A 12,508-nucleotide genomic window follows, 5' to 3' on the forward strand; every position below is an offset into this window, starting at 1 on the left:
TTTTGCCAATTCTCCAGCCCCGCTGCGTTAGCTCAAGCATGGTCTGGTGCGCCATGCCAGCGGTGGATATGGCAGGTCTTCGACAACTGAACTGGGCTATCCAAAGGAGGATTCAAAAGCAGCTGCGCTGATATGCTTATCAACAGCTGCTGATGCAGAAATCCGCAATCCGACTGGGACAATTTTCCATCAGCGCCAACACTTAAAGCTGTCCAACGACGACCTGTGCCATGACTCGTAACGCGACGAGTGTCCGGAGATGCGGTTGGCGTTGGTTCGTCATGGTTGTCCGCTGCACGTTTCTTGCGTTGCCGGCGGCGACCACTCCATTCCCTCTTCGAGGATCGGATGGCTTTCGCTCACGACGATCAACGGTTTGTTCCGATTCACCAGCGCGAACATGGCGATGGAGCCTTCGACATCCGCCACCGGCACCTCCCCCTGTGGGTCAAGCCTGCCAACCCAGACATATTGCCGGGTCTCCAAACATGCAAGGTAATACGAAATACCCATGTTTCCTCCGAATTCGAATCAAGTCTTTTGCTGTGCCAATCCGGAACGGGAGGCAGTACTGCCGCAAACATCAAATGTTACCGCCAATGCATTTTTGACCCAGATGCCGACGCTATTCTGACCCAACCCAGCAGTCTGAAAGCGAAATTCTACAACTCGTTTGGTGCTAGAAACTGGGTCAATGAAATTCCGGCATGTGGGTGGAAATGCACCGGCGGCAACAGGTCATGTCAGCTCCAACGCTTTACGCATCCATTTCGGCATTTTGCAGGCCATCAATATATTTAGATCTTCAGCTCTGAGCGCTTTTTTGATCGCGGCAATGCACTCCGGGGTCGAGCCGTCTTTACCGAGATAAAATAGTGCGCTGATAGCCGTCCCTACCTCGGTCCCGGCACGCTGCATGACCATTGGTGCCGCATGTACCAACCGGACCTCAGCCTTCCCCATAAAAAATGATCGGCTGGGTCCGCTGGTGTAATAGATCGGAATGAGCGGCATCTGGGTGCTCAGTCCAAACAACCTGACCGCATGAGCGCCATGAATCTGTAGAACATGGCGGTTCTGCCTAGCGATCAAGCTCACTACTTCCCATACATTTGGGCGAACCCGTGCAACGTATCGACTGGATTTCGGGCGCATGTAAATTCCTCGATGCACCCGTTCAAGTTCGCCTTGGCTGACCAGCCGAGCTACTGCCTTGGATATGGCGCCACGCGCTCCAAGCTCCGCAAAGCGGCTGATGCAGAAGGGTTGCCCTTTGGGTAAGCGTTTGACCCGTTGCGCAATGCGGGTGGATACCGGCAGAGCAAAATCAGTGCTGGACATTGCGGCTCTCATTTCTATCGCGTGAAGTCCAATGACGAGCTGAACAGCGGCTGATGGAAAGCGATCACCCGCCGTCGATATTCATCATCTGGTGCATCGCTCACCAGGCACTCTTCAAGGCGCCCCAACGAAAGGATTTGGTCGGCCGACGGATAGTGCCTAAGCAGGCTTTTCGCATAGCTGCGGATATCCTGGGGCAGTTCAGTGTCGCGAGAGAGCTCTCGCAGGAATTCTTCGGCCTTGATGACGCTGCGGGTTCTTTCGCAGGGAAGGGTCAATGCGGTTATCTCCTGATTCAGTCAACCACGTCTGCCGACGCTTGAATTTTGACCTCCATACAAGCATCAAAAGCAAGCTAGCAACTGTTGCCGGTAGTGCTTGGAAAAGCTGACCTGATGGCTTGGCTCGGCGGCAGAGCCCCCCAAGGATATGGTGGATGTTGCGCCTGCCCCAATAACCTGCTCGATGCCACTCCCAATACTGTCATCCACGCTATCTATATTGCCGGCAGCCCCAATCCAGCCAGATACTGAACCTGAGGTTGAGGCTGGCATCTCTACCTCGTTCAGCACAGCCAGGTCATCTGGCAGATCATCTGCAATTCGCTCTGCCAAGCGCTGCAACGTCGACTCTGCCATCATGAACAGCCAAGCCTGATCATCGGGCCCGCCTGTGCGCCGAAGCACTCGCCCCAGCACTTGCCGGTAATGCAGCTCGGTGCGGATGCGGCTGAGGTAGCAGCACACCTGGAGGCGGGGGATGTCCGTGCCTTCGCTAATCATTCCAACCGCGATAATCCAACGGCAGGCGCTGTGCCTGAACGCGTTGATCACCTGCTGCGCATCCGGGGTTTTGTTAGTCACGATGCGGCAACCTTCACCCCTGGCTTCCAGGGCCAGGGCAACTTGCTGGGCGTGCTCGATGTCGGTGGCAACCACCAAGCCAGCCGCATCAGGCTTGATCAGGCGAAGCTCATCCAGCTTAGCGCACCCAAGACCGAGCAGTTGATCGATCACCTCGTCATGGCGCAGCAGCTCTTCGTAGGTGACAGGGGATTCCCCCAATAGTTTGGCGATGCTGGGAAACAGCCTGACAGTGCTCTCAGTGTCTAGCTCCTCGGTAAGTTTTACCTTCTGGTTGTCGAGCAGGACAATACGAGGGGAGCGGCACACGCCGTCGGCAATGGCCTCTTTCAGGCCGTAGCGGTAGTCGCAGATCAGGCGTCCCTCGGGTGTCGAGTAGCGGGCCAGGGCAATGGCCCTGTCGTCCGAACGCCATGGTGTGCCGGAGAGAGCCAAGGTGTAGGCGGCGCGATCTTGTATCCGATGCAGTATCTGCTGCCCCCAGGCGTTGCTTAGAAGTGGATCATGGCCGGCGCAGTGGTGAATTTCATCGAAGACCACGAGTACGCGGTAGTCATCAAGAAGCTGCCAGAAACCCTCATCACGGTATTCCATGGCCTGGTAGGTGAACGCCGCCCCCACTGCACCGATTTGGCCGTCCAGACGCCTGCCAAGCACCATAGCAAAGGTCGAGCGAAAGCCCTCGACAACCTGGCAGGATGGCGCGAAGCACAGCACCAGATCGATCCTGTCCTGCTCGAGCAGTTTGCTGGCCAGCTCTGCCGCCATGCGCGTCTTGCCGGCACCCGGCGTTGCCTGACAGAAGAAGTGCGGCGTGGAAGAAAAGTGCTCCAGCGCCGTGTCGATGCAGCGGCGTTGCCAGTCTCGCAGCGATATGGTCATCGTGCGGAGGCGAGCGTTTTGAGGGTCTTTTCGATGGCGCGTAGATGGCCCAGAAGGCGAGAACTGCGATCCCTAGCCTCCAGGTAATCGCCTTCAACCTTGTCCCGCAAATGTGGCATCTCGTCCAGAAGCAGCTTGAATCGCTCCGCCTCGCCCATTGAAGTGAGAAAGTCCAAGCGGATTTCCTTGTGGAGCGCCTCCAACTGCAAATCCGTATTGGCTGATGACTTAAGCGGCAAAGCTTCCACGTCGCGCACTGCCGTGTCTGGTTCGGGCACTCCGGCAGCCATAAGGCTGTTCTCAAAACCGTTGTCGATAAGTTCCAGTTGCAGATGTACCGGAATCGGCTGCAGGTGGTAGACCTGTCCTCGAACACGACGATCCTCGTCCGGTAAAACCCAACCCGTTCGCACTAATCGGCGAATCTGCTCATACACATAGCGGCGTACATCGGCGATACGGAATTGTGTGCCACTCAAGCGAGCGGCATAGGCATCGCGCAGTTCGCGGGTCGTAAACGAAGTACGCCCTGGCTCCTGAAGCAGCTCATACAGACGCCTGTCGAAGATAAACGAGGCCGATTTCATTGAGGGCACCAGAAGAAATAGCGCGAAAATGCGGATTATAATCCGTGGCCTATACGTCCGCAAACGCACGATATTGCCGCCTCAAGTTGAATTGAGACGGTCATGGATAAGCTGGCGAAGGCGTTAGGGGAACGCATCCGAATGCAGAGGAAGGCCTGCCGGATTTCCCAGGACGCACTGGCGCTGGCGTGCAGTCTCGACCGCAGCTATGTAGGCCGGATCGAGCGTGGCGAGGTCAACATCACCGTCGAGAAGCTCTACCGCATCGCAGGCGAACTCGCCTGCGACCCTTCAAGCCTTCTGCCACAGCCGTCTGAAATCTAACCCGAGCACGTAATACCAGCGCGCAAAAAGGTCAGACAGGAGCGCCGTTGTTACTTTGTCCCAAGCCGCCAGCTGCCGTCAGCATCTTCAAAATCACCAACGCAAACGCCCGGCTCTTGGTCTCGTTATCCAGCACTTCCAGCGACATTTTTTCGTTATCGGTCATGGCATCCAGCACGGTATCCACCACGCGTTTCGGGAATAGCCCGTGCATCACCTGTTCGACCGAATGGTTGTTGACCTGGGCCATCACATCCTCCTGCCGGCTGATGCGATTGGCGATGCCGGTGAGGAACTGCAGCTGATCCTCATCGCTCACCTCGGCGCCGAAGATATCGTTCAGCGCTTCGATGATTTCCGATAGCCGCTTCTTCTCCGGGTCGTGGGGCTTGCCGCTGCCCAGTCCTGTAGGCGGTTTGAGGCCGTAGTCGCCTTGTTCCTCGCTCAAGCGCAGCTGGTGCTCGGCGCGCTTGGTCAGGCGGTAGTGGGTCAGTTGCAGTTCGCCCACGTCCACGTCTTCCTGATCGAGGCGATCCACACGCAGCAGCGGGTGCAGGTGCTTGGCGTACACGCACAGCTGCTCCAGCTCGCGATCCTCATAGGGAATGATCTGCGAGAGGAACTCGTACAGGCGCACAAAGCTCTGCAGGTTCTTCTTGAACAGGTCGAGCTGATCCACCTGCTCGCCGGCTTCCTTGAGTGCCGCCTCGGCCTTTTTCAGGCCGGCGCTGTCGCCGTTCTGCTCGGCGGTACGCCTGAACTCCAGCGCGTGCTGGCGTGACTCCTGGGCCAGTTTGTAGCGCTTGGCAAAGCGTTCCTTGGCCGGTGCGCAGTAGTAGCTGAGCTTGCTGGCGGCGGCCTTGGGGTCGAAGAAAGCCAGCGCGAACGCCGCCACTTCCTCCCAGTGGTAAATACCCTCGGCGTCCAGCTTCTTCTGCAGGTCATAGATGAGCTGCGGGTCGGTCACGTCGGTCAGCTCGGCCTTGGTGTAGTACGGCAGGAAGGCGTCGAGGATGTCCTGAGGATCATTGAAGAAGTCGAGGATGAAGGTCGGCTTGCTGTCGCCGAAGGTGCGGTTGAGGCGCGACAGGGTTTGCACGCAGTCCACCCCCTGCAGCTTCTTGTCCACGTACATCGCGCACAGCTTGGGCTGATCGAAGCCGGTCTGGTACTTGTTGGCGGCGATCATCACGTTGAAGTCCTGGGTGTCGAAGGCTTCCGCCAGGTCGCGCCCGTTCAGGCCGGGGTTGAGCAGGCTGCTGCTTTCCGTCACCTCTTCGGGGATCACCCCATCCGGCAGCACACTGCCGGAGAAGGCCACCAGCGGATGCACATCGCTGTAGCCCATCTGCTTCACATAAGCCTGCACCGCCAACTGGTAGCGCACCGCCTCCTGCCGGCTGCTGGTGACCACCATGGCCTTGGCCTGGCCGCCCAGCAGGTGGCGGATGTTGGCGCGGAAGTGCTCGACGATCACCTCCACCTTCTGGCTGATGTTGTAAGGATGCAGGCGCACCCAGCGCGCCAGCTTCATGCGCGCCTTCTTCGAGTCCACCTCCTCGTCGTCGCCGTCCGGGTGGGCGATCTTCCAGGCGGTGCTGTAGGTGGTGTAGTTCTGCAGCACATCGAGAATGAAACCTTCCTCGATGGCCTGGCGCATGGAATACAGGTGGAACGCTTCGGGCTTGTTGTCGCCGCTTGCCGGCAACGCCGGATTGGCCGGGCGACCGAACAGCTCCAGGGTCTTTGCCTTGGGCGTGGCGGTAAAGGCGTAGTAGCTGATGCGCTCGTTGGGCGGACGGGCGGCAACAGCGGCATTCTGTAAGTCTTCGGAACTGGCCTCTTCCCCATCAGGGATATCGCTGCCCAAAATCTGCTTCAGCTTGCTGGCCGATGAGCCTGTCTGCGAGGAATGCGCCTCGTCGGCGATCACCGCATAGCGCCCGCTGGCTAGCTTGGGGTACTTGTCCAGGGCATCGAACAGCGCCGGGAAGGTCTGGATGGTGACGATGATGATGCGCGTCTGCTCGGCCAGCGCCTCGGCCAGCTGCTCGGACTTGCTCTGGCTGCCGATATCGCGGGTGATGCACTTGACCACACCCTGGGCGTGCTCGAACTGGTAGATGGTGTCCTGCAGCTGCTTGTCCAGCACGGTGCGGTCGGTAATCACGATCACCGAATTGAACAGGCGCTCGCCCTCGGCATCGTAGAGCGAGGCCAGTTGATGCGCCGACCAGGCAATCGAGTTGGACTTGCCGGACCCTGCACTGTGCTGGATCAGGTAACGCTTGCCCGGCCCTTCAGCACGGGTGGTCTCGATCAGAGTATTGACCACTTCCCACTGGTGGTAGCGGGGGAAGATCAGGGTTTCCTTGGTGACGCGCTTGCCATCTGCATCTTCCTTCACGCTCTTCTGCAGGTGCAGGAAGCGGCCCAGCACCTTGAGCCAGGCATCGGGCTGGAACAGGCGCTGCCACAGGTAGCCAGTGGCGTACTGGCTGTCATCCGGCGCGGGCGGGTTACCGGCGCCGCCGTCAAGGCTGCCGAGGTTGAACGGCAGGAAGAAGGTGTCCTTGCCGGCGAGCTTGGTGGTCATCGCCACCTCATCCTGACTCACGGCAAAATGCACCAGTGCGCCACGCTTGAAGGTCAGCAGCGGCTCGGGCTTTCTCGTCAGCGGGTCTTTTACCGGGCGGTCGTAGCGGTACTGCCGCTTGGCGTTTTCCACGCTCTGCTTGAACTCGCTTTTAAGCTCCAGCGTAGCGACCGGGATGCCGTTGACGAACAGCACCAGATCCAGACGCGGGTTGTATTCCCCTTCTCGGAAATGAGGGGAATAAGACACCTCCGGCACCACGCGCAGGCGATTGCACTGGTAACGCTTGAGGGTATCAGGGTTCATGCCGTGGTCGGGCTTGAAGCTGCACGTCTCGATCTTCACGCCCGGCAGCTTGAAGCCATGACGCAGCACATCCAGGGTGCAGTCCTGCTCCAGCTCGCGCACCAGCTTCTGCACCAGCACCGCTTCCGGGTTGTTCGGGTTGGCCTTGGCGAACTTGTCCCAGCGCTCCGGCCAGGCGTCCTTGAAGTAACCGAGAAAGTCCTCGGTATACAGCGCCGTGCGCCGGTCATAGCCGCTGGCGGGGCCGGTGAGCCAGCCATGGGCGACCATGGCAGTGATGATGTCCTGCTGGAACTGGGCTTCCTTGCTGTCCGCCATTTAGTGGGCCTCTGCTACGGCTAATTCGGGGGCTGGAGTGCTGGCCGGTGGCTGCCAGCCACGTACATCGATCTTGCCGGTGACAGCGGCGGAGATCAGGGCGGAGCGGCGTTCTTGAAGGAGGCTTCTAGCTCGCTCCGCCTCCGTCGTAAGAATGTCGAATTCGCTGCAACGTATCTGTAAGAGCTCAACGATCTTAATTTGCTCTTCCTTGGGTGGGAGCACCAAAATACAAGCCCCAAGTTCCTCAGCATTCAAATGAGGTTGAGCAGCTCTCATTTTTTCAAGATCAAGTTGGCCTTCCTTTAAATATTTACTGAGCAACGCAAATTGAACGAATTCAGGCTGAGCTGAATGGCATCTCAAAACCATATCGAAACCTGCAATGCACTGCCCATAGTCATATGGAATAATCGCCGAGTCGCCCGTGTACGCCCCGCTTCGTACGACAACTATGTCACCGGGCTCTAACCAGACAATTCGCCTTGCAGGTATCTCAGCTGGATCAACAAAAACCAAGCCTTCAGAAAACAGCTTTCCGGCATGGACATTTGTAGCTCTAATGAGAGGCATCCCCTCCGGATAATATTGCGGAGGCTCACCAATTCCATAGCGTATAGACCCAACCCGTTTGATGTTGGTAATACCCCAGTGTGCCGGCACCTCGCCCAGCCACTCCACACCGGAGTCTTTCATCGGCACCGTCGGGTCGAGGCCTTTGGTGACGGCTTGGGAGATTACGGCCTGGCGCTTTTCCTTGAGCAGATCGATCAGGCGCTGCTGCTCTTCGATCAGCGCGTCGATGCGGGCGGTTTCTTGGTCGAGGAAGCGGGCGATTTGGGTTTGCTCGCATAGTGTTGGCGCTGCGATCTTGAAGTTATTGATCACATCAGTGGGCACCCGCTTCAGTCCGCCAGCACCGATCATGCTGGACGTGCAGACGCTCATATAACTGTCTTCCTGCACGCGGTAATAAAGGTAATCAGCATTAACGCCTTGATAGGCTCTGAGCACGTTTATTTCGCTGGAGCCGAAGCCAATTCTATTGGTCAGCCCCTTGGCAATCGCAACGTTCTTATTTTCGAAGCAGGGCGTGACCTTAGCTTGCAGCACATCACCGTCTTCGAAGTAGGTGTATCCACCAATAACCTCATCGATTGGGCGCTCTTCATCCAACTGCACGACGCCAGTTTTTAGCTTTTCCATAGGTACGAAGCTACATAGCTGCTCCACATCACCAGCGAAGCCTGACTTCCTTGGATTGAGTAATGCGAGGTGCTTTATGGGAGTAAGAACCCAATGCGCCGGCACACTCCCCAACCACTCCACCCCAGAATCCTTGTACGCCGGATACGTCGAAAACCTACTCGGGCTGTCACTGCCCTCGCCCTGCGGGCCAACGGCTGTGCCGTTGTGCAAATTTGCTCCCGACATATTTGTCATGCCGACAGCCCCTCGATCATCTGCTTGATACGGTCGGTGCAGGCTTTCAGGTCGCGGTCGATTTCTTCCAGCGGACGCGGCGGTTGGAACACGTAGAAGTTGCGGTTGAAGGGAATCTCGAAGCCAACCACGCCGACTTCACCATCCTGCGCATCCGTCTTGCTCTCGTCGATCCAGGCATCCGGCACATGGGGTTTTACTTCGCGCTCGAAGTAGTCATACACCGACTCACCCAACGGTACGTTCTCGTTGTCGCGCAGGCCGGCATCGGCTTCCGGCTGGCCTTTGACCATGCAGATATCCGCCTCGGGGTCACGCTCGCTCAGGGCATTGAGGATGGCCTTCAGCTCAGGCGTACTGGGGGATACATCGTGGGCACTGAGTGCCTTCTTCAGCAGCTTGCTGAACTGCTCGCGGTTGCGGTGCAGCTGGCTTTCGTCCATCGCCTGCAGGGCTTCGATCAGGCGCTGGCGGGCTGGGGCATCCATCTTCTCGATGGCTTTTTCTTCCAGCACTTTGTCGATGCGCTCCGGGCTTACCTGGAAGTTCAGACGCAGCGGACGCTCGACGGTGATGCGCCGGTAGCCGAAGGCTTCGACGGGGAAGATCTTGCTCTGCGCGGTTTCCTCGAAGCGACCATACAGGCGCACCAGCTCGTCGATCTGCTCCTCGGTGAGGTACTGGCGCTTGCTGCCCAGCGATTTGCGCATCTTGGCAAAGTGCTGGCTGCCATCGATCAACTGCACCTTGCCCTGGCGCGCGGCGGCCTTGTGGTTGCTCAGCACCCACACATAGGTGGCGATGCCGGTGTTGTAGAACATGTCGGTGGGCAGGGCGACGATGGCTTCGACCAGATCGTTCTGCAGCAGGTAGCGGCGAATCTCCGACTCGCCCGAACCGGCGCCGCCGGTAAACAGCGGCGAGCCGTTGAGGATGATGCCGATACGCGAGCCACCTTCACGCGGGTCACGCATCTTGCTGACCAGGTGCAGCAGGAACAGCAGCGAGCCATCGGACACACGCGGCAGGCCCGGGCCGAAGCGGCCGTTGAAGCCCTTGTCGGTGTGCTCGTCGGTGATCTGCTTCTGCACCTTCTTCCATTCCACGCCGAACGGCGGGTTACTGAGCATGAAGTCGAAGCGGCTTTCGGCCAGTTGGTCGTCGGACAGGGTGTTGCCCAGCTTGATGCTGGTGACGTCCTGGCCCTTGATCAGCATGTCCGCCTTGCAGATGGCGTAGGACTCGGGGTTCAGCTCCTGGCCGTGCAGCGACACGGTGACCTGCTGGCTGATGGACTGGATGTACTCGTCGCCTTCGGAGAGGAAGCCGCCGGTGCCGGCAGTCGGGTCGTAAATGGTGACAATGCTGTTGGGCTTGAGCTTGTCGTCCTGCCCGGTGATCACCAAGGATGTGGTCAGGTGCACGATATCGCGCGGGGTGAAGTGCTCCCCGGCGGTTTCGTTGGAGCTTTCCGCGAACTTGCGGATCAGCTCTTCGAAGATGATGCCCATGCCGAAGTTACTGATGCGCTCGGGGCTCAGGTCGGTGGCGGCAAAGCGCTGCACCACCTGATACAGCAGATTGGCGGCAGAGAGCTGCTGCACGAAGTCTTCAAAGTGGAAGTGCTCGAAGATCTCGCGGGCGTCCTTGCTGAAGGACTGCACATAGCTCATCAGGTCGGCAGCGGTCTGGGTATCGGACAGCGTGCCGAGGGTCAGCTTGGAGGCATTGAAGAACTGCTGCCCGGCCGCGCGCAGCAACAACCGCTCACGCACCAGATCCGGCCGACCTTCCTGCGCGTAGGACTCACGGATCACTGCCTCCTTGGTCGGCTCCAGTACACACTCCATCCGCCGCAGCAGGGTGAACGGCAGGATGATGCGGCCGTACTGCGACTGCTTGAAGTCACCGCGCAGCAGGTCGGCAATCGACCAGAGAAAGGCGGCAGTCTGGGAGTGGTTTTCCGTGTTCACGCAACTGCTCCTTGAAAGGCGTGCAAAGCGCCGAGTGTAACTGAAGAGGGGCAGGCGAAATCACTTCGAACCCAAAGCCGTTGGCGTTTAAAGCGCTGATGCGTCCAGACCTATCTACAGAGGCAAGTCAGCCGGCGGCACCTTCCCGATTTGTCCTGACCGTATGCACTCCCATATCGACGTGTCCAGAGCTGCTCACCAAGAAGGCAGCATCTCTAGTGCCTGTTCTATACGACAATCTCAGAGTAATTATGTCGGTCTAAAATAGCGGACAAACCAGCATCAACGCGCGAACGATGAAGATCAGTCAGAAGATTGTCGTGCACATATCGGTTGACTAAATGAACATAGTATTCAAGTGTAGTTCTAACATCAGTGTGGCCCAGCATTTTCCTGAGATCTTCGTCGAGCGCTGCATCGTAAACAAAACTCCTTCCAAGTCTATTCTGGGCTTTCAACGCCTCATAAACAAAATATGTCGCACAGGTGTGCCTGAGCATTCGTGCATTGAATCGTATGGCTTTAAAATCAGTAGCGCTCTCGGAGTTCTTCGCTGCAGAAACCACCTTGCTAAAGTTATAACCAAGCATTCCATGAGTAACAACATCACCACGAGCGGAAAGAAACAAGTCGCTATTCCTTGGTGGAATGCCATGCTTAGCCTCATATAGCTTCGCTCGTTGCCGCCTTAAGGGTAAATAATACTCGCAAATAACTCTCCACAGCTTCCCTGGAAAGTCTATGGAGCGCCATTTTCCCTTGGACCTAAAATAATAATAGATAGCGCCATTATCTAACCCTTCTGGGTACTCACCCTCATCATAAGGAATGAATCCATGATTTTCATTTCTCCCTCGGTAAGGCAATTGAAAAAGATCAATCGGTCTAAGCCCGGTAATACGTATGATCGCTGCGATAATTTGATAAACAGGATCATTCATCACACTGAGAGCTATTTCATAATCAGTTTGCCTTACAAATTTCTGCATTTCTCGTTGATGCATTGCTGGTCTACCACTGGGCAGATTAAATCCCAGGGTAGTAACTTTAACCCCTGGGTTGATATGGGCCAGGAGTTTCTGGTCTTTCAGCATGTATCGGATATCAGTCCTACTGATATCCAAATAGTGTTTATAGCCCTGCCTTTCGGCCCACTGATAGAAGCTCCAGACCCTTGCCGCAATGTGATACATGGTTTTGTGAGACGGACCATCAGGAAGCGCATCCGTTGGAGATGCTATATGAACAAGGAAGGCATCAAAAACATCCTCATCCACCAACTGCCAGTTCTGCGCGCCAAATACAACTTCAGCCCCTTCGATTGGGCTATCGTCCAACCACTGCAAAAACCTTCTCAGGATATTCGCATAGTTTCTTGTCGTTTCATCACTCCTTGAACGTATCTTCGAGACAGCCATCGCCCACATGGTCGGTGCTTCAAGAACGTTATGATTATCATCAAAATAAATCCCTACGCGCTCTCGCATATAGCCAGAGTGGCTGGCCAAACCGTTTCCAAAATGAAGGATACACATAACTATTTTGGCCTCGATAAGGGGTACACCACAAGCGAATTAGATACTTCATTTAAATAGTCATTAAACTTACAAAGCGAAGCAGACAAATCGCCTAACCGCTGCTCTAATTCTTCATCATGAGTTAAACAATTTTGGTGAGCACAATTGGTATCCGCACTGCGCCCATAAAGAACACCATGTGCTCTTAATTCGGACTCAAGATCACGAAGCAGAGTTACTACCTGTGAGTTTTGATAAATTATGCTTCGCTGAATCCCACACGCTTCAACCAGCTTTACTCTTGAAAGCCTAGTCATATCTGCTGAAACGAAATCAGCCCAGTCTCCCAAGAGACGTC

At 56.6% G+C, this 12,508-nt stretch carries 10 protein-coding genes; 1 reads left to right on the forward strand and 9 read right to left on the reverse strand.

Features of this window, described 5'->3' with window-relative positions:
- Positions 1–279: 279 nt before the first annotated feature.
- From ACNFCJ_RS03260 to ACNFCJ_RS03280, 5 genes are all read right to left on the reverse strand, one after another.
- Positions 280–513 carry a hypothetical protein gene (locus tag ACNFCJ_RS03260; RefSeq protein ID WP_121369338.1) on the reverse strand — a complete coding sequence of 78 codons (234 nt, stop codon included), beginning with the start codon at positions 511–513 and terminating at the stop codon, positions 280–282.
- Between the two features lie 225 nt (positions 514–738).
- Positions 739–1,341, reverse strand: a complete 603-nt coding sequence (locus tag ACNFCJ_RS03265) for an AbiEi antitoxin N-terminal domain-containing protein (RefSeq protein ID WP_125834076.1) — start codon at positions 1,339–1,341, stop codon at positions 739–741.
- 14 nt (positions 1,342–1,355) lie between these two features.
- Positions 1,356–1,619, reverse strand: coding sequence for a BPSL0761 family protein (locus ACNFCJ_RS03270; RefSeq protein WP_125834075.1), 264 nt, complete (start codon positions 1,617–1,619; stop codon positions 1,356–1,358).
- Positions 1,620–1,685: 66 nt separating this feature from the next.
- Positions 1,686–3,086, reverse strand: a complete 1,401-nt coding sequence (locus ACNFCJ_RS03275) for a DEAD/DEAH box helicase (protein WP_125834074.1) — start codon at positions 3,084–3,086, stop codon at positions 1,686–1,688.
- On the reverse strand, positions 3,083–3,673 hold the full coding sequence (locus ACNFCJ_RS03280; RefSeq protein WP_125834073.1) for a hypothetical protein: 591 nt from the start codon (positions 3,671–3,673) through the stop codon (positions 3,083–3,085). The genes ACNFCJ_RS03275 and ACNFCJ_RS03280 overlap by 4 nt, the downstream gene beginning before the upstream one ends.
- 102 nt (positions 3,674–3,775) lie before the next feature.
- Between ACNFCJ_RS03280 and ACNFCJ_RS03285 the strand changes: the two genes are divergently transcribed.
- A complete protein-coding gene (locus ACNFCJ_RS03285; RefSeq protein ID WP_003105872.1) occupies positions 3,776–3,997 on the forward strand; it encodes a helix-turn-helix domain-containing protein in 222 nt (73 codons plus the stop codon).
- A gap of 31 nt (positions 3,998–4,028) precedes the next feature.
- Here ACNFCJ_RS03285 and ACNFCJ_RS03290 read toward each other — a convergent pair whose 3' ends face one another.
- The 4 genes from ACNFCJ_RS03290 to ACNFCJ_RS03305 all read right to left on the reverse strand — a co-directional run bounded on the left by ACNFCJ_RS03290 (position 4,029) and on the right by ACNFCJ_RS03305 (position 12,168).
- Complete coding sequence (locus ACNFCJ_RS03290) at positions 4,029–7,217, reverse strand: type I restriction endonuclease subunit R (protein ID WP_125834072.1); 3,189 nt, start codon at positions 7,215–7,217, stop codon at positions 4,029–4,031.
- Positions 7,218–8,660, reverse strand: coding sequence for a restriction endonuclease subunit S (locus ACNFCJ_RS03295; RefSeq protein WP_125834071.1), 1,443 nt, complete (start codon positions 8,658–8,660; stop codon positions 7,218–7,220). It lies immediately after the preceding gene.
- Entirely contained in the window at positions 8,657–10,633 is a 1,977-nt protein-coding gene (locus ACNFCJ_RS03300; protein WP_125834070.1) for a type I restriction-modification system subunit M, read from the reverse strand. Before ACNFCJ_RS03300 ends, ACNFCJ_RS03295 begins: the two co-directional genes overlap by 4 nt.
- 227 nt (positions 10,634–10,860) lie before the next feature.
- Entirely contained in the window at positions 10,861–12,168 is a 1,308-nt protein-coding gene (locus tag ACNFCJ_RS03305) for a hypothetical protein (RefSeq protein WP_416769783.1), read from the reverse strand.
- Positions 12,169–12,508: the final 340 nt, after the last annotated feature.

This window comes from Pseudomonas sp. NY15364 (assembly GCF_048068235.1).
Taxonomy (GTDB): Bacteria; Pseudomonadota; Gammaproteobacteria; order Pseudomonadales; family Pseudomonadaceae; genus Aquipseudomonas; species Aquipseudomonas mendocina_D.